The organism is Enteractinococcus coprophilus (assembly GCF_006716305.1).
GTDB lineage: Bacteria > Actinomycetota > Actinomycetes > Actinomycetales > Micrococcaceae > Yaniella > Yaniella coprophila.
Window position 1 is genome coordinate 531,789 of the sequence record NZ_VFOU01000002.1, and the last position, 19,083, is coordinate 550,871.

Consider the following 19,083-nt stretch of genomic DNA (forward strand, 5'->3'; position numbering starts at 1 on the left):
ACCCATCCCCCATGATCTCTCCTGAACCGGCGCGCTTTCCACACGCAAACGTTGCTCCTGACAACCTGCCGGGGTGGGATCCTCGGTGGTCGCGACTTGTAGACGTCGATACCGTTGACGGCCCAAGAACCTTCCACGTCCTAGATAACGCTGCGGTGTTGGCAGACCACGGGTATGGTCCCGATGACGTGGATGCCATCATTATTGCGGTGCATGGAAATCCTACCTGGTCGTATTTGTGGCGAGGTGTGGCACAAGCCGGTGTTGACGCGGCACAAGGCAATCTGGATCTGGGCCCAGGCGCACCGAAAGCTCCGGTCATTCGTGTCATAGCCCCTGACCAATTGGATATGGGCTTTTCAGAACGCCTCGCCCACGACGCGCTCCCCTCGGCCAGTGGGCCAACCACCACGTATCGGACCCTAGACCAACGCATCCGCGATCTGGATGCGTTGCTTACCGTCGTCCTTGGGAACCAACCCAAACCGCCGGTCTTCAGTCTCGGCCACGACTGGGGTGGCGTCGTCTCCCTAGGTTGGGCCGCAGACGACCAGCTACGACAAGCCGGTTCCGGTCTGACCCCAGCCGGCATGATCTCGCTCAATACCGCCGTCTGGCACGATGAGGCAGATCCAATACCGGCACCACTCCAAGCCGCACTAGCCGGGCCCTTGCTGCCTGGCTCCACCGTGTTAACTCCTGCATTCTTAGACACCACATTAGCCCTGGGCCACCCACCACTGGATAAGACCACCAAAGCAGCCTATAAAGCTCCCTATGTCCCCCGTGACCGCCGGGGTGGCATTGGCGGATTCGTGGCCGACATTCCAGCACAGGACACTCATCGCTCCCGGCCAGCACTACGTCGAGTAGCCGATAATTTAGCCACGACCCCAACCCCAGCCTTGTTATTGTGGGGCGCAAAAGACCCGGTGTTCCTCGACCGGTATCAACACGACCTGTTAGAACGCATTCAGCACATCGACATTCATCGCTACAACACCGCCGGACATCTGCTGGCCGAGGATCGCGACATTGTCGAATCCATCTTTGGCTGGATCCGCCAACAGCTCGACGGCCGCCGGGACCGTGCCCCAGACCAGAGCGCAACCACAGGGTCAGTTGCAGTCGGCGCCTACACCCCGCTGTGGGAATACTTGAATCGCTGGTCCGACTCGCCAACCAAGGCCCTGGTCGATATGACCGTAACCGACCGCCGCGGCAAACCCTTTGAAGTCAGCTGGGCGAAACTGTCTGCAATCGTCAACGCAATGGCCATTGGTTTACGTAACGCTGGTATGCGTCCTGGCGACCGCGTTGCAATGCTTGTGGAGCCCGGTCGTGACCTCACCGCAGCACTCTATGCGGTGCTTCGCGTCGGAGGCGTCGCCGTTGTCACCGACGCTGGATTGGGCATCGATGGCATGACCCGAGCGATCCGTTCTGCCGCCCCCTCGTGGATTATTGGCCAAACCCCCGGCCTGACACTGGCACGGACCACAAACTTGCCGGGCAAACGACTCAGCGTGCACACAATGGACCCACTCGCCCGGCGCGCGCTGGGACTCAGCGGCTCGCTGTATAGTTTCGCCACGGAATATAATGGTCAGCAATACCAGGCCACAGCAACACACCCTGATCCCGACCCATCCGCTGAAGCCGCAGTCCTCTTCACCTCAGGATCCACTGGTCCTGCCAAAGGCGTGCGCTATACCCATCAGAAACTCTCGGCCCTAACGCAACGACTGCAAGACACGTTGAGCGTGGCACCCGGGTCGAGTCTGCTGGCCGGGTTCGCCCCCTTTGCGCTTTTAGGGCCGGCCATCGGGGCAACCTCCGTGACACCGAAAATGTCCGTGACCAAGCCGGCAACACTCACCGCCACCGCGCTCGCCGATGCAGCAATCGCCGGAGACGCGACCATGGTCTTTGCCTCCCCCGCTGCATTGCATAACGTCGTCGACACCGCACACGCTCTGACGGGCGAACACCGGGCAGCCTTAGAAAAAATTTCGATGCTGCTGTCTGCCGGAGCCCCGGTTCCAGTCCAGCTGATGAACGATGTGTTAGAGCTGGTGCCACATGCCGAGTTCCATTCTCCCTATGGGATGACCGAGTCCTTGCTCATTTCCGATATCGATCACCACACTCAGCACGCAATCGCCGACCAACCAGATCGTGGTGTCTGCGTCGGTAAGCCACTAGACGTGGTCCGAGTCGCGATGGCACCGTTAGATGCTCTGGGCCGGCCGGCTGATGAGATTTTCGAAGGCGAAGAAGCCGTCGGGAAACTATCCGAAATCGTGATCTCTACCCCGCACATGTTGGAAGGTTACGACAAGCTGTACAACACCAACCGTCAAACCCGCGTCGATGACGTCGACGGGCTGCAATGGCATCGTACCGGGGACATCGGTCATTTTGACGCCGAAGGCCGGCTGTGGATCGAAGGCCGTACCTACCATATCGTGACCCCACCGACCGGCGCTCTTGGGCCCGGTGGACCGGAGGACGATATCCAACGCCTCGACGAGGTGCGCCGAGTTGCTATTGTCGGCGTGGGACCAGTGGGTACCCAAGCCGTTGTTGCGGTGGTCGAGCCCACAGATTCTTCGCTCAAGCCCGGGCTTGCTCCCACGGAGCTGGCCGACGCGGTTCGTGCTGCCACCGATGTTGAGCTGGCCGCGGTGCTCATTACCGACACCGTTCCGGTCGATATCCGCCACAACTCAAAGATCAACCGTCCAGTACTCGCCGAATGGGCGTCGCATGTCCTGGCCGGTGGAAAGGTTACACACCGCTAATGCCAACTGCAGCCCAAGATGTTGACTATCAAACCGGAGACTTTACGGGCTACCGTGTCCTAGTAACCGGCGCGTCGGGAGTATTAGGTTCCGGAGTCGCTCAAGCGCTTAGGAACGCCGGCGCTCAGGTGACGGTGCTACAGCGATCGGCATCTGGTCTTGATGGTGTGCACGAAATTCGGGGCTCGGTTACTGATGCCGAAGCCGTGACGCGGGCTGTTGCAGATGTGGATTCAGTCATTCATATCGCAGCCAAAGTGTCAGTCTCCGGGCCACTTGAAGCATATGAAGAAGTCAACGTTGAAGGGACCCGCACCCTGTTGACAGCTGCACAACAGGCGGGTGTTTCTCGATGGATTCATATCTCATCGCCGTCCGTGGCTCACAGTGGTGACTCGATCATTGGTCAAGGAGCTGGTCCGGCCGATCCTGACGCTGCGCGCGGGCATTATGCTGCGACTAAGGCAGCCGGAGAACGGCTTGCACTTGCAGCGGATTCCAACGACTTCCGGGTCCTAGTGCTCCGTCCACACCTTATGTGGGGTCCCGGTGACACCCAACTGACGGAACGCATCATTGATCGGGCACGAAAAAATCGCTTGCCGCTCCTCGATGGTGGCACGGCCCTGGTCGATACGTTATTCCTGGTCAATGCAGTTGAAGCGATTGTTGCGGGGCTGGTTGCAGTGGATCATACCCATGGCGAAGCGTTGGTGCTAACGAACGGGCAGCCGCGACCCATCGGCGAAATGATTCGTCGCATTGCTGTCGCCGGTGGGGCAAGCGAGCCTTCCCTGAGCCTTCCCGCTGGTCTTGCAAAGACTGCCGGCAGCGTGATCGAAACCTTCTGGGATGCCGAAAAACGCGGGGATGAACCGCCGTTGACTCGTTTTCTTGCAGAGCAAATGTCAACGGCCCACTGGTTTGATCAACGTCGAACACAAGAAGTGCTTGGGTGGCAACCTAGGATCTCACTGGCCGAGGGCTTCCGCCTTACCGCCCAGTACTACCGGCGCTAGGCATCAATTTCTTGCCGGTCCAGCTCTTCGGCTCCCGAAATGATGAAGTCGCGGCGTGGAGCTACGTGACGCCCCATGAGCAGTTCAAAGATCTCCTCGGCTTTTTCAACTTCTTCGATATTAACCCTCCGAAGGGTACGGTATCGGGGGTCCATCGTCGTTTCAGCCAACTGCTCCGCGTCCATTTCGCCCAGCCCCTTATATCGCTGGATAGGTTCTTTAATCTTCCGGCCCTCGGCTTCAAGCTGTCCCAGACGCGAGTGCAATTCTTGTTCCGAGTAGGTGTAGATGACCTCGTTGGCTTTGGAACCAGGATTGATGATCTCTATGCGGTGTAATGGTGGAACGGCTGCATAGACTCGTCCGGCTTCGACCATGGGTCGCATGTAGCGGAAGAACAGCGTTAGCAACAGCGTTCGAATGTGGGCACCATCAACATCAGCGTCGGTCATAAGAATGACTTTGTCGTATCGGGCAGACTCAAGATCAAAGCTGCGTCCCGATCCACCACCTACGACTTGGATCAGCGCTGACGCTTCCGCGTTATTAAGCATTTCTCCCACGGAGGCTTTCTGCACATTGAGGATTTTGCCTCGAATGGGTAGCAGCGCCTGATAATCCGAGGACCGTGCTAGTTTCGCGGTGCCCAAAGCTGAGTCACCTTCGACAATGAATAGTTCAGTATTTTCAATATCTGTTGATCGACAATCGGCAAGCTTGGCCGGCAGTGCCGAAGTCTCTAACGCCGTTTTGCGTCGTTGTGTTTCTTTGGCGGTACGCGCCATGATGCGCGACTTCATCTCGGCGACGATTTTTTCGAGCAAGGTATCGACTTGTTGTTTCACGTCACGTTTGCGGGAAGACAGGATCTCGGTAAGTTGATCGCCCACCACTTTGGAGACAATCTGGCGTGCCGCTGGTGTGCCAAGAACTTCTTTGGTCTGTCCTTCAAACTGTGGCTCCGACAAACGCACTGTGACGATGGCGGTCAGACCGGCTAAGATGTCATCCTTTTCCACCCGGTCATTGCCAGCTTTCAAACGACGGGCATTAGTTTCTACGGATTTACGGAACACCCGGGTCAGGGCCTGTTCAAAACCCGTGATGTGTGAGCCGCCCTTTGGTGTGGCAATGATGTTCACAAAGCTTCGGACTTTCGTGTCATAACCGACGTCCCAGCGCAGCGCGACATCGACCTCACAGGTACGCTCGACGTCTTGCATCTGTGCTTGGCCCGAGCTGTCTAAGACTGGAACCCGTTCACTGAAGTTACCTTCGCCGTGCAACCTCCAGACATCCGTTACCGGGTTTAGCTGAGATAAATGATCAACAAACTCGGCGATTCCCCCGTCATACTGGAATACTTCCTCCCGGGGTGCACCGTCGCCCGCTGGGTCGGCAATGTTGCGCTCGTCCCGAATCGTAATGCGCAGCCCCGGCACCAAGAAGGCAGTTTGACGCGCGCGCTGTTCCAACTCTTCGTAGAGGAAACGAGCATCCGGGGTGAAAATCTGTGAGTCTGCCCAATACCGAATCTTGGTACCGGTCAAACCGCGTTTGGCTTTGCCGATGACCTCAACTTCAGACCCTGATTTGAGGGGTGTGAACGCGGCTTCTGGATGTGGCTTGCTTTTGTCTTGGAACCGGCCCGGCTTACCGCGCTGAAAGCTCAGTTGGTGAACTTTGCCGCCCCGGGTGACTTGAACGTCGAGGCGCGAAGATAACGCGTTGACGACAGCGGCGCCGACACCGTGCAGACCGCCTGCTGCAGCATATGAGTCTGAACTGAATTTACCCCCGGCGTGCAGTTTGGTAAAGACAACTTCAACACCAGAAAGACCGGTTCGGGGTTCAATATCGATTGGAATGCCACGCCCATTGTCTTCGACTTCGACTGAGCCGTCCGCAAATAGGGTGATATCGATAGACTGACCGTACCCGGCTAGCGCTTCATCCACCGAGTTGTCGATGATCTCCCAGAGACAGTGCATCAGTCCGCGTGAGTCTGTGGATCCGACATACATTCCTGGACGTTTACGCACCGCTTCAAGCCCTTCCAGGACTGAGAGATTTCGCGCGCTGTACTCGGCTTGTTTGACCACGAAGTGTTGGACCCTTTCAGAGGATAGTTCACCCAAATATTTTGGCTCGATCTCTACCGCATTCACCTGGTGTTCACGGAGAATCGACATTAGTAAGAATAGTGGGTTTCTGCTGCGGGGTTGGGATTTACGCTGTCCCTAAACGTAGAGCGAAACCGCCGCGCCTTTCTTTCGCCTGGCGCGTATGGCGACGACCAAATCTTTGCGAATTCAAATCTAGCTGGCAATATAGATCCACTTGGTTATGCATGCATGACCAAGTGGATCCAACGTTGACGTTATGCTTCGTGTTCGCCGGTGGCTACGCAGGCACAATCGGGCATAAAACATATCGTGACTGCGTTGTTCTACACAGGAATGAAATAACCTGTCAGGATGGAAGGACCAACCTTACAGAGTTTGGACCACAAATTAGGAGGCCCAATGTCCACGGCAACTAGTCTTGAGCAGCCAACCCTCAACGCCGCCGATCGTTGCGACCGTTGCGGAGCCCAAGCTTACGTTCGTGCAGTACTACCTTCGGGTGGCCAGCTGTACTTCTGTGCTCACCACGCGCGCCAGGTTGAAGAGAGCCTTCGTCCGCAGGCTGAAGTGTGGCAAGACGAGACGAACCGTCTCGAAGAAGAACGCTCTGCGAGTTTATAGGTTTGGCCGGTTGTAACTAGTACACCGAGCACGATTATTAGCTAAGAATCTCCGCACCAATGTCATCACGTTGGTGCGGAGATTCTTTTGGGTCTCATCACGTTGCTCCGCCGGGTGAGATCAACAAAAAAATCGAGTGACTTTGAACAAGTTACTCGATTTTTTTAGTTTTGATTCACGCTCGGTTTACTCGAGGTAGTCGCGCAACACCTGTGAACGTGATGGGTGACGCAGCTTAGACATCGTCTTCGATTCAATTTGGCGAATACGCTCACGCGTTACGCCGTAGACTTTTCCGATCTCGTCTAAAGTCTTGGGTTGTCCATCGGTGAGCCCGAAGCGCATTGCGACCACACCAGCTTCTCGTTCTGACAGGGTGTCTAAAACGGAATGCAGCTGCTCTTGTAGCAACGTAAACCCGACGGCATCGGCTGGTACGACGGCTTCAGAGTCTTCAATGAGATCACCGAACTCGGAGTCACCATCTTCACCAAGCGGCGTGTGGAGGGAGATTGGTTCACGGCCGTATTTTTGAACTTCGATGACCTTTTCAGGGGTCATATCCAGTTCCGTACCCAATTCCTCTGGAGTGGGTTCGCGACCCAGGTCTTGGAGCATCTGCCGCTGGACACGCGCTAGCTTGTTAATAACCTCGACCATGTGTACTGGGATACGAATCGTCCGAGCCTGATCCGCCATAGCGCGGGTGATGGCCTGACGGATCCACCAGGTGGCATAGGTCGAGAACTTGAAACCTTTCGTGTAATCGAATTTTTCGACGGCACGGATCAGCCCGAGGTTACCCTCTTGAATAAGGTCCAAAAAGAGCATGCCACGGCCGGTGTAGCGCTTGGCTAACGAAACAACGAGGCGGAGGTTTGCTTCTAGCAGGTGGTTTTTAGCACGGCGACCATCAGCGATGATCAGCTGCATGTCGCGACGGAGCCGCGGATCAGTGATCTCTTCAGTTTGCATTTTGTTTTCTGCATACAGTCCAGCTTCAATGCGAGTGGCAAGATCGACTTCTTCTTCGGCATTGAGCAGTGCGACTTTACCGATCTGCTTTAGATAGTCTTTGACCGGGTCGGCGGTGGCACCGACAATATTGACTGCACGCTGCTGTGGCGCGTCTTCTTCTGTTTCGGAGACAACGAAACCGCCAGCTCTGATGGCGGATTCAACGTCTGGCTTTTCAGTACCCGCCGTTTCTTTTACTTCCGCGTCATCGTCATCTTCTTCGACTTCTTCTTCAGCATCTGCGTCTTCAGCTTCGTCATCGATTTCTACATCTTCGTCGCTCTCGACGTCGATATCATCATCTTCAACGAACTCTTCTTCTTCAAGGATTGGTTCTTCGGAAGCCATGGTTGCCTTCTTACCATTCTTGGTAGGAGCTGCCTTTTTTGCGGGCCCGTTAGCTGTGGTTTTTTTCTTTACCGTAGAAGTTTTCTGGGTAGTAGCCTGTTTTGGAGTAGTAGTCACTCAGGTCCTTTCCTTGGCAGCCGTATGAGTAAGGAGCTCACACACGATCAACACACCTATGACCCTGTCAAGTCCGTTGTGAAGTAATCACAATACTGGCCGGTTCACGCTGGGTGTCGACCAATGTACGAGTACGGATGCAGGGTCTCTGGTATGTGTAACGCGCTAAGTGATGGAATTGTTCCCATCGTGACAAAAACTTTCAAAAAAGTTTTCCACACAGCCGTTAGACCAGAACATTATGCCATACGTCCCACGACTTCAGTGCGTTTGACGTTGCAGGCTGCTCAAGCTGCGTGTCGTGGCGACCAGGCACTTTCTGTTCGTGTGGCCCATGCAGCTACCTTGCCTTGACGCAGAACGTTTTCTAACAAGATGAGTAGTCGTTCCCTTGGAAAGTGTTTCCGAGCCTGTCGCAGGTAGTCCAACGCTATGCTGCCTCGACCTCGAACCCATTCGATCCACACCAACAACCCTGCTACCCCACCACCTGATGCATGGTCAGATAGGGGCAGCAGCTGATGGCAGACCCGTTCAAGGGCAGCGATGCGCTGCCAGTCAGGAATACGCTCCGATTGACCCAGCAAGCATCCTTTGAGATCTGTCCCATCGCGCATATCACCCTGCAACCTCGACAGGACTGCTATCTCATCAGAAAACCGTCCAAGGGCGAGCATTCCTTGGATCGAGGTGTTGAGATCGAAACACGCAATACCCAGTACAGCGTCACGAAGTTCTGGATGTTCTAGTGTCGAGAGCAGCTCGGCGACATGATCCGTATGCAACATCGACGGACCATGACTGAGGCGCTCATCCCAGCGCTGCAACCAATTCAGGACAACTTTGGGGCGTTGTTCCAGCAGATCATAAATTGATGAAACGTCCCTCGAGCTGGGCTGCGAAGCTAACGGGAACACGAGTTTCTCCATCGCTGTTCCGGATCGCTGGCGTGTCTTGCCTTCCGGATCAAGCCGTTGAAACAGGTCAGTGGATTCGGGATCTCCAAGAACGTCGCCCTGAATTTCACAATCAATCGTGCTGGCACATCTGAGATGCCATAACTGATGATGGTGTATGAGCCACGACTCCTCTACCAGGATGCCCTGCAAGCCAAACTGGGCACTCAGCATGGCATTGACGGTGCCAGTCGCTGCCAATGCTTGGTGATCTGAAACGCTCACCTCGGTGGCCAGATAAACCAAAAGACAGCCAGTCGTCGAAGGTTCACGAGCTATCAGCTGACCCAGTTGCTTACCAAGCTCCATCAGCTGAAGCTCCTGTGTTTCAGTGATCCCAAAATCTAAGAAGGTCACGCTTTCAAGCGTGTCGGACTGCAACATCTTATGTAAAGCATCTGGCAGGTCGCAGCGCACCACAGTCGACAACTGTCGGTCGGCAAAGGCGACAATGGTCAAGGAATGGGTTGGCCGAAACCCCAGAGTGGCCTGCACATAAGCCAGAATCTCCTCGGGAGTGCCAACTCGATGACGACGTGTCAGCTCGTGTTTAGAGTCGTTGCCTAACGCATTACCGCCAGGTTCATTTGCGAGCGCATATCGTTGCGACGCCTCGCCTGGGTCGATGACGGGTCGATCTTTGGAAGTGGGGACAGGCTGATCATTATGCTCGGGTCTCATGACCCAAGCATGAAACATACGTCGACCTCAGCGCCGACGAGATTGACCGAATGTGGATAAGTCCATTGCCTGTATGTGTTACGGCCTCATCTGTGGATGATTATTTGGGCTCGTCGTCGCCTTCGGGCTCGTCATCCTCTTGGCTGGGGTCATAGAAGTCAGTGATAAATTCGACGCTTCCGGGACCAACCTCGGAACGTGAGGGCCGCATAGGGTCGGTCGGTGACTCGTCGATTTGGCCGGTATCGGCAATGGTGCGCCGATCGTCGTCGTCAAGACCAGCATCATCATGCTGCACTTGATCACTCAAATAGGATTCAACAGCCGATCCAATTTCTTCGGCATCCGGCATCTGTTGATCTGGAGCTAATAGCAGGCTGCGAGCTTGATGTTCTTCGGCATGTTCGTCAAAGCGTTGTTCCAAGTGCTGCAGCATCGCCGCGATATCAGGCCGATTTTGCACCTGTGCAGCTAGTTGTTGTTCAACTTCACGCCCTGATTCGCGAAGTTCTTCAGTGGGCAGCATCAGCCCCATAGCAGCACCAATGTACTCCAATGCGGCCACCGCAGCCTGCGGGTACGTGGCATCGGCAAGATAGTGCGGCACGTGCAAGGTATAGCCACTGACACGACGTCCGGCCTCGGCAGCTCGGAGTTCAAACAGTTGTGCCGCACCGGCAGCAATTCGACCTTTCGGGGCCCAAGTAGCCAATCCTTCGAGCAGTTCTTGCGCCGTACCGTGCGTTGTGACGCCAAGGGGTCGGGTATGAGGCACCGGCAGTGGGACAGCGTCCACAAAAGTCACCAGATGTATATCGAGTTGTTCAATCAGGATCATGACCGCAGAGACGAAGCGATCCCATTGATAGTCGGGTTCTGGGCCACTGAGCAACAGGAAAGGTCTTTGCATCTGATCTTTGAGTAAATGCAGTTCCAGCTCGGGAGCCTCGTAATCCGAGAAGCGCTGCCCATCGAAGCGTAGATGCGGACGGCGTGCGCGGTAATCGAGCAACTGATCTGTGTCAAAGGTGGCGATCCGTTGATGATCGAGACGTTCTAGCAGCACATTTCCTAGTTGCGTCGAAACGTTGCCTGCGTCGAGGTATCCGGAGAACACGACCAGCAAATCGAGACCATGAAGCGCTGGAGAATCGTCCTCGCTGTTCTCGGCGTGATTCCTGCCAGCGAGCAATTCTTTGGCTGACGAGGACATTCGAATCAGATCGATCGGATCGAGCACGCAGACTCCTGACGTTATCTAGGGAACACAATGCTGCAATAACATTATTCAACAGAACACAAAGGTCGTGTCACTTATTCCGCCGGCAATCTTGAGGGGCTCGTTATGATGGAGATACCCATCGTAACTATTCTGCAACCCCAAGGACGTGATTTCGTGGCCCAAAACGCCGCTTCCAACGGTTTCATCGCCGAGTTCACCGCACACCTGACCGCTACCACCACTGTCGATCAGGCCGAAGCCCTCGTAGTGGGTGTTCAATCCACCGATGACGGACCCGTTATCTCCGCCGGAGGTCTGGATGAGGATGCCGTGACGAGCTTACAAGACCAGCTAGAAGCACTCGGTGTCAAAGGTAAGGCCGATGAAGTCACACGAATTGCCGGTTCAACCACCGGTTTTAATGCCAAGATTGTGGTCCTCACCGGCTTGGGATCCACGGAACCACCTGCCCAAGGCACCCCTGCGTTAGATAGCTCCCCCACAGGTGAGATCTCTGCTGAGGCTCTCCGCCGTGCAGCTGGCGCAGCAACCGCCAAATTGGCTGGAACCTCTGACATTACGATCGCACTACCGGCAGATAATGCTGCACGTCTGACCGCCGTTGCCGAAGGTGCCGCGATCGGAACGTATGCATTTGCGGGGTACAAAACTCAGCGAGATAACGGTGAAGAGAATCAAAACACCATTGTGGCGTTGAAGTTTGTGACGGATCTTGCCGATGCCGATGCGATCCTGGAACGTGCCACAGCCGTTGCGCGGGCAACATTCATTACCCGCGATCTCGTTAACACCGCCCCGTCGCACCTATTCCCCGGCACGTTCGCTGAAGAAGTCGAAGCACTCGTCGAGAATTCCAAGGTTACCGCCACCATTTACGACGAATCAGCGCTCGCCGAAGGAGGCTTCGGTGGTCTGCTCGGTGTCGGCCAGGGCTCTGCGAACCCACCACGGTTAGTCAAACTGGAATACACCCCAGAGAATGCCAAAGGCCACATCGCGCTGGTGGGTAAGGGCATTACCTTCGACACCGGTGGTATCTCCTTGAAGCCCGCCGGCTCCATGGAAACCATGAAATCAGATATGGCAGGCGCCGCTACGGTCGCCGGCGTGTTGCATGCAGTTGCCGAGATCGACTTGGAGGTCAAGGTCACCGGTTGGCTGGCCATGGCCGAAAATATGCCGTCAGGCACCGGGATCAAACCATCGGATATCTTGACCATTCGCGGTGGTACCACCGTTGAGGTCATGAATACCGATGCTGAAGGTCGTCTGGTCCTCGCGGATGCACTCGTCGCGGCTACTGAAGAAAACCCTGACGTCGTCGTCGATATAGCGACGCTCACCGGTGCCGCGATGGTTGCCCTGGGTGTCCGGACCACGGGCATCATGGGCGCCAAGGACGTGCGCACGGAACTGGTGGACGCTGCAGCGACCACCGGGGAGACCGTCGTCGATATCCCGATCCCAGAAGAAGCCCGCGCTGGATTTGATTCCAACGTTGCCGATTTGAAAAACACCGGTGAACGCTACGGCGGAATGCAAGGCGCGGCAGCGTTCTTGCGCGAATTCGTTGGTGACACGCCTTGGGCTCACTTAGATATTGCTGGACCATCATTTAATGAGTCCGGGTCTCGTGGCTACACTCCAAAAGACGCAACCGGCACGATGGTTCGCACGCTCATCGAATTTGTTGCCAACCACGCCAAGTAGTTTCGTTCCCTCAGGCCGCTGGATCACCTCATCTGGTGGCCCAGCGGCCTTATCACCTCTCTGAGATGTCTGACCTGAGTACATCCGAAATATCTCAACTGAGTTAACGTGGCTCAGCTTATGGAACAACACCGGCACGAACCTATAAGGTTAAGACCAAGTGTCCAAAAACTGCCCTGGCAACTCCAGGCATATCTAAGTCAAAGGACGCGTGGTTGGAAACCATTTACGAGGACGACTGCGGGGCGAACCTCCGCATAGATGAGGAGCATCAATCGTGACTGAAACCGCTACAGAATTCGACGTACTAATTCTCGGCGGTGGATCCGCCGGTTATGGTGCGGCTTTACGCGCCGTACACCACGGGCTAACCGTAGGTCTTATTGAGAAAGACAAGGTTGGCGGCACCTGCCTCCACTGGGGTTGTATTCCAACCAAGGCGTACTTACACGCCGCAGAGGTCGCAAACGCGGCAAAAGACTCCGAAAAATTCGGAGTCAAAGCTTCCTTCGACTCAGTTGACATGGCTGCTGTCCGACAATACAAGGACAAAATCGTTGAAGGTAAGTTCAAAGGGCTGCAGGGTCTGCTGAAAATGCGCAAGGTGACCACCATCGCCGGAAACGGTCGTCTCGTGGCAGAAAACCAGATTGACGTTGATGGCACGGTATATACCGGCAAGCACATCATCTTGGCCTCGGGCTCTGTTTCCAACACCATGGGGCTCACGATTTCCGACAAAATTCTGACCTCCACCGAAGCCCTCGAACTGGATTACACACCTAAATCAGCCATCGTCCTCGGTGGTGGCGTAATCGGTTCTGAATTCGCGTCGGCATGGAACTCCTTCGGCGTCGATGTGACAATCATTGAAGGCCTGGATTCACTAGTCCCGAACGAAGATCCCGCGATCATTAAGCAGCTGACGCGCAACTTCCGCAAGGCTGGCATTAAATCCAACCTTGGTGTCTTTTTCGAAAAAGTTGAGGAAACTGACAACGGCGTAAAAGTCACTCTGGCGGACGGCAAAGAATTCGAAGCCGAAATCTGCCTGGTTGCCACCGGCCGGAAACCCAACACCGAAAACATGGGCTATGAAGACGTCGGTGTTCCAATGGATCGCGCCCACGTTGATGTCAACGATCGTCTGCACACCGGCGTTGGTAATATCTATGCGATCGGCGACATCGTCAAAGGTAAGCAGCTGGCACACCGCGGCTACCAACACGGTAACTTCGTTATTGAAGAAATCATGGGTAACAACCCGCTGAAGGTTGAAGACCGCAACATCCCTGGCGTTACGTTCACTACCCCAGAAATCATCTCGGTAGGAATGACCGAGCCGGTAGCCCAAGAAGAATTTGGAAAAGATAACGTCGAAACCGTCGAATACAACCTCGCTGGAAACGGAAAATCATCCATTATCGGTACCAGCGGTATTATCAAGATGGTTCGTCAGAAACACGGTCCCATCGTTGGTGTTCACGGCATTGGCGACCGCATTTCAGAACAAATCGGTGAAGCACAGCTGATCGTCAACTGGGAAGCATACCCAGAAGATGTCGCCCACTTCATCCATGCCCACCCAACTCAGAACGAGTCCCTGGGTGAAGCAGCAATGATGCTCAACGGGTTCCCGTTGCACGCCTAGTCATCCAGGTGGTTGCACCATCATGACAACCACCAGCGCATAAACACCGAACGTGTGAGCATTCGAAGAGGAATAGAGAGAGGAAACCGGACGGAATGTCTGAAACCATTACTCTGCCAGAACTGGGCGAATCGGTAACTGAAGGTACCGTAACCCGTTGGCTCAAAGAAGTAGGCGACACCATCGAGGTCGACGAACCCATCGTGGAAATCTCCACCGATAAAGTCGACACCGAAATCCCATCCCCGGTCGCCGGCACCGTCCTGGAAATCTTAGTCCAGGAAGACGAAGACATCGAAGTCGGTCAGGCACTGGCAGTTATCGGCGACGCAGGTGAATCCGCTTCGGATGCTCCCGCTGATGACTCAGCAGCTGAAGAAGCCCCTGCAGAAGAACCTGCAGACGAACCAGCCGAAAAACCAGCTGAGGAGACCGCCGAAGAAGCGCCGGCTCCAGAAGAGGCCGCATCAGCAAGCGGTGGCGGCTCGGGCGACGCGCAGGAAGTTACCCTGCCTGAACTCGGTGAATCCGTCACCGAGGGGACGATCACTCGCTGGTTGAAAGAAGTTGGCGATGAAGTCGAAGTCGACGAGCCGATTGTGGAAATCTCCACCGATAAAGTCGACACCGAAATCCCATCCCCGGTCGCCGGCACAGTCTTGGAAATTAAAGTTCAAGAAGACGAAGACGTTGAAGTTGGTCAGGTCCTCGCTCTCGTCGGTTCCTCCGACAGTCCTGCTGCTGAATCAGCACCAGAGCCAAAATCGGCACCCGCCGAGGCAGAACCTGCTAAAGAAGAAGCTGTCGCTGAAAAAGCACCTGCCGAGGAACCGGCAGAAGATCCAGCGCCCGAGCCACAAGCAGCTCCTGAACCCACTCCTGCACCTGCTCCTGCAGCAGAAAAAACACCGGCTTCCCCAGAAGACACCCCACGCGGCGACGGCTACGTCACGCCTCTGGTTCGTCGTCTGGCCCGTGAACAAGGTGTTGAGCTCGCAGAAGTAACCGGTACCGGTGTTGGTGGTCGCATCCGCAAACAAGACGTCTTGGCTGCTGCCGCTGCAAAGGAATATGAAGCTCGTCTGGCTGCTCCTGCAGCCGAAGCACCGGCTGCAGCCGCTCCAGCTGCTTCGCGTCCGGCTGCAAAAGATCCAGCATCCTCGATCGATCCATCCAAGCGTGGCACCACCGAGAAGGCCAGCCGTATTCGTCAGGTCATCGCAGACCGCATGATTGAATCCTTGGATACCTCAGCCCAGCTGACCCAGGTTCATGAGATCGATATGACCCGTATCGTCAACCTGCGCAATCAGGTGAAGGCGCGGTTCAAGGCAGAAAACGGCGTCAACCTGACCTTCTTGGCGTTCATCACGCAAGCAGCTACCGAAGCACTTCGTGCACACCCTGCACTGAATGCTCAGTACAATGCTGAGACCAAGGAAATCACCTACCACGACCGTGAAGATATCGGCATCGCGGTAGATACCGAACGCGGCCTACTTGTGCCAGTCATCAAGGGCGCAGGTAACCTGAACCTGACTGGTGTCGCTAACGCGATTTCCGATTTGGCGTTGCGCACTCGCGACAACAAGGTCAAACCAGATGAACTATCCGGTGGCACCTTCTCGATTACCAACCTTGGTTCTTTCGGTGCGCTGTTTGATACTCCAGTCATTAACCAGCCCCAGGTAGCTATCCTTGGTCCAGGTAACATCGTTAAGCGCCCAGTCGTCACGACGGATACTGAGGGTAACGATGTCATCGCGATTCGCCACATGATGTACCTCTCGCTGACTTACGATCACCGTATCGTAGACGGCGCTGATGCCGGTCGCTTCATGACTCAGCTGAAAAACCGACTAGAAGCCGGTGAATTCGGCGGCCAACTGGGCCTCTGAAAGGAATCAGAGTAACTCTATGGAAATTGTTCAAACAATCTTCATTGCAATCCACATCTTGTCGATGGCAGCCATCGTTGGAGGTTGGTTCGCAAACTTTAAGAATCCAACGGTGACCAAGTCCCAATGGTACGGTGCGATCTTCATGATCATCTCAGGCGTTGTGCTATTCGGTCTGGCAGAGATGGGTGGCATCGAAGATCCAGCGCAGCGTATTAAGCTGACGATCAAACTGATCCTCGGAATCATGGTCTTCATCACCGCGCTCCTTGGGCGTCGCAAGATCAATCGTGGTGAAGAACTCTCGACCGGTCTAGCCCACGCCACCGGCGGGACTGCAGTCATCGCAGCCCTCGTCGCAACGCTATGGCGCTTCTAACCTTCTAATACCCACACAAATGCCGCAGAGAATTTTCTCTGCGGCATTTGTTATATATACGGCGATTGAATGCCTAGCGGACGGCAGCTATGCGCCAACCGTGTACAGTATCTACGATTTCTATCTCGATGGTCTCTTCGCTGGACGATGTCTGTCGAATTGACTTGCCTGACTGATCGCGCTGCACATATCCATCGATCTGCCATGTGGCGGTCACCACGGCGAGCTCCCCGGATAGTTCAACATCTTCGACCACTGCTCGCATCCGGACGCCCTCAAGATGGTGCCTACTCTCCGATAGGACGGTCAGGAGTTCGACGTCGTCTCGAAATACCGATGAATCGACCAGAGCATATTCTCCGACTTGCTCTGGGTTTCCTGCCTCCCAGGTAGCGCTGCGCGCTTTGGCCAACGCATCTATGACAGCTTGAAAATCTTGTTGACCGGCCACCTGGGGTGCTTCGTCTTTGCTTTCTGAAGATTCATGAGCGCGATTCGAATCATAAGCGACGGTCACTGCGACACCCCCGGCCAGGAAGAAGGCCCCGAGTGCAACGCTTAGGCGACGCGACCGGTGGCTTCGGGGCTTCTTGCGAGATGTTTTGCATCGAGGTCCTCGGCGAGAGGAAACCTTGGATGGGTTTTGACGCCGGAACCAGCGCCGTCGAGGTGTTTCGTGTTGTGGCTGTCGCGTGGGTAGCACCAGCCCGTAGTCCTCCCCGACTGAGGCATGTAGGTCCACCGGTTCTGGTTCTGCCCATTGTGCGACTGTCGCAAGCAAGTGGTCTAGGTCTGGACGCAGTGTGGGATCTGCGTTCAGCCCGGCTTCCAGGGCCTCTACAATGTCATGATCCAACTCGGGCTGCAAGGTGGTTATTGGGACGCGATGTTCGACAGAGCCGGGAACCGTGCCGGACAGGCAGAACCATGCAACTGCAGCTAGAGCGTAGATATCCGCGTAGGCTTCTAACCCCTGGTGTTGAGATGGCGGCAATAGCAGCTCAGGTGCGACAAATCCCGGTGTGCCGGTACGAACATGGTCATGGGCCGTAGCGCGTACAGCACCGAAATCGATCAACACCGGTCGGCCGGTGAGATCGAACATGATGTTGCGCGGGGAGATGTCACCGTGAACAATTTGCCGGGCCTGTAAATATTTAGTCGCTTGGATCATGGGCAGCATAACGGTCACGGTTTGGGCTAGGCTCAGACGCCCGGTAGCCGATACGAGTTCAGTTAAGGTACCGCCCGCGAGAAATTCCCAGAACGTTGCATCCTCCAGCAAGCTAAGTTCAGGGTCATTGCCGACGTCGAATGGTTTGAGGATATTTTCCTGCGACAGCTGTGCTGCGAGCTCGGCTTCGTGGGAAAGATCTTCAGTCCCTAAACCACGGTGCGGGGTCTTACAAGCGACCTTGTGGCAACGAGCTTCGTCTTCGAGGAGCCAAACCTCCGCTGATGTGCCGGATCCCAGGTGCTTGACTACTTCCCACTGTTTGAGTGTCTGCAGAGGGGTGGGAGCTAATCGCGACGGTACCCTGTCAAGCAACGCATTCGTTTGGTTAGCTATAGGCACATTCATGGTTCACCTCCTGGGACAGGTATGCTCTATCATGCCCGAAAGCGTATAGGTACGATTAAGTTATCCACAGGGGTTAGGGCTAGAATAGGTTTATCATGGCTGAACAGAAATCTTCCGGCGCGTCAAAAGCGTCAAAAAAGGATATAAAGAACATCAAGGCGGAGCAAAAGGCCCGCCGCAAGGCTGAGAAAGTCGAAGCGAAGGAACGCAAAAAGGCTGCTAAGTCGAAAAAGCGTGGCTTCTTCAAGCAAATCGGCGACGTCTTTAAGATGACGCGCAAATACGATCCCTCCGTGGTCTGGTGGATGATCGGTGCATTCGTCGCAGCCCTTGTCGTCGGTCTGGTGATTGGTCTGCTGACCGGCTCACCAGTGCTGTGGACTTTGATGTTCATTCCGCTAGGTCTGCTGGCTGCGATTATCATCATGAATAAGAAAGCCGAGAAGGCTGCTTTTGCTCAAATTGAGGGACGCCCCGGTGCTGCTGGTGCCGCACTGTCACAGTTAGGTCGCGGCTGGGTCATAGAAGACGAACCGATTGCTGTAAACCCCCGAACTCAGGAAACCGTTTTCCGCGCTATCGGCAAAGCAGGCGTTGTTTTGGTCGCTGATGGCGAATACCACCGGGCTAAAAGACTTGCTGAAAAGCAGCGCAAACATATGGAACGTTTTCTGCCAAATGTCGAGATTCGTGTTGTACAAGTAGGCAAAGGACCCAATGAGGTCGAGCTGCACGAAGTTAAACCGACAATTAAACGGATGAAAAAGGCACTGAACCGACACGAAGTGCGTGCCGTTGAGCAGCGTATTTCCTCGCTGCCGAAAAATAATCTCGGCATTCCGAAAGGCGTAGATCCTTACCGTATGCGTCCAGACCGCAAAGCGATGCGGGGTCGCTAGCCTTCAAACCCCGTGGTGCTGATAGCTGGCCG

12 protein-coding genes and 1 pseudogene are annotated in these 19,083 nt (G+C 55.2%); 8 read left to right on the forward strand and 5 right to left on the reverse strand.

Features of this window, described 5'->3' with window-relative positions:
* The first annotated feature begins 11 nt into the window (after nt 1–11).
* A complete protein-coding gene (locus tag FB556_RS07205) occupies nt 12–2,804 on the forward strand; it encodes an alpha/beta fold hydrolase (RefSeq protein ID WP_141866197.1) in 2,793 nt (930 codons plus the stop codon).
* Nucleotides 2,804–3,823 carry an NAD-dependent epimerase/dehydratase family protein gene (locus tag FB556_RS07210; RefSeq protein WP_141866199.1) on the forward strand — a complete coding sequence of 340 codons (1,020 nt, stop codon included), beginning with the start codon at nt 2,804–2,806 and terminating at the stop codon, nt 3,821–3,823. The genes FB556_RS07205 and FB556_RS07210 overlap by 1 nt, the downstream gene beginning before the upstream one ends.
* On the opposite strand, the gene FB556_RS07215 is transcribed toward FB556_RS07210, so the two are convergent.
* On the reverse strand, nt 3,820–5,925 hold the full coding sequence (locus FB556_RS07215) for a DNA gyrase/topoisomerase IV subunit B (RefSeq protein WP_141866569.1): 2,106 nt from the start codon (nt 5,923–5,925) through the stop codon (nt 3,820–3,822). The genes FB556_RS07210 and FB556_RS07215 overlap by 4 nt on opposite strands.
* A gap of 423 nt (nt 5,926–6,348) precedes the next feature.
* Here FB556_RS07215 and FB556_RS07220 point away from each other — a divergent pair, with 423 nt between their 5' ends.
* The gene (locus FB556_RS07220) at nt 6,349–6,570 is read left to right on the forward strand and encodes a DUF7455 domain-containing protein (RefSeq protein ID WP_141866201.1); all 222 of its coding nucleotides are present in this window, start codon (nt 6,349–6,351) and stop codon (nt 6,568–6,570) included.
* Between the two features lie 186 nt (nt 6,571–6,756).
* Here FB556_RS07220 and FB556_RS07225 read toward each other — a convergent pair.
* From FB556_RS07225 to FB556_RS07235, 3 genes and pseudogenes are all read right to left on the reverse strand, one after another.
* Nucleotides 6,757–8,049 (reverse strand): annotated as a pseudogene (locus FB556_RS07225) (RNA polymerase sigma factor); the annotation flags it as partial.
* A 290-nt stretch (nt 8,050–8,339) separates the two neighbouring features.
* Nucleotides 8,340–9,689: a DUF4192 family protein gene (locus tag FB556_RS07230; protein ID WP_170200403.1), complete on the reverse strand. Its 1,350-nt coding sequence runs from the start codon at nt 9,687–9,689 to the stop codon at nt 8,340–8,342.
* Between the two features lie 100 nt (nt 9,690–9,789).
* Entirely contained in the window at nt 9,790–10,929 is a 1,140-nt protein-coding gene (locus FB556_RS07235; RefSeq protein WP_246057260.1) for a PAC2 family protein, read from the reverse strand.
* A gap of 108 nt (nt 10,930–11,037) precedes the next feature.
* On the opposite strand from FB556_RS07235, the gene FB556_RS07240 reads away from it, so the two are divergent.
* From FB556_RS07240 to FB556_RS07255, 4 genes are all read left to right on the forward strand, one after another.
* On the forward strand, nt 11,038–12,642 hold the full coding sequence (locus FB556_RS07240; protein WP_141866573.1) for a leucyl aminopeptidase: 1,605 nt from the start codon (nt 11,038–11,040) through the stop codon (nt 12,640–12,642).
* A gap of 277 nt (nt 12,643–12,919) precedes the next feature.
* Nucleotides 12,920–14,293 (forward strand): dihydrolipoyl dehydrogenase, encoded by a 1,374-nt coding sequence (gene lpdA, locus FB556_RS07245; RefSeq protein ID WP_141866205.1) that lies wholly within the window; start codon nt 12,920–12,922, stop codon nt 14,291–14,293.
* A gap of 95 nt (nt 14,294–14,388) precedes the next feature.
* Nucleotides 14,389–16,191, forward strand: a complete 1,803-nt coding sequence (gene sucB, locus FB556_RS07250; RefSeq protein ID WP_141866207.1) for a 2-oxoglutarate dehydrogenase, E2 component, dihydrolipoamide succinyltransferase — start codon at nt 14,389–14,391, stop codon at nt 16,189–16,191.
* A gap of 19 nt (nt 16,192–16,210) precedes the next feature.
* Nucleotides 16,211–16,570, forward strand: coding sequence for a hypothetical protein (locus tag FB556_RS07255; protein WP_141866209.1), 360 nt, complete (start codon nt 16,211–16,213; stop codon nt 16,568–16,570).
* Between the two features lie 73 nt (nt 16,571–16,643).
* Here the strand turns inward: FB556_RS07255 and FB556_RS07260 are convergent, their stop codons facing one another.
* Nucleotides 16,644–18,152, reverse strand: coding sequence for a serine/threonine protein kinase (locus FB556_RS07260; protein WP_141866211.1), 1,509 nt, complete (start codon nt 18,150–18,152; stop codon nt 16,644–16,646).
* A 95-nt stretch (nt 18,153–18,247) separates the two neighbouring features.
* Between FB556_RS07260 and FB556_RS07265 the strand changes: the two genes are divergently transcribed.
* The gene (locus FB556_RS07265) at nt 18,248–19,051 is read left to right on the forward strand and encodes a DUF4191 domain-containing protein (protein ID WP_141866213.1); all 804 of its coding nucleotides are present in this window, start codon (nt 18,248–18,250) and stop codon (nt 19,049–19,051) included.
* The last annotated feature ends 32 nt before the right edge of the window (nt 19,052–19,083 follow it).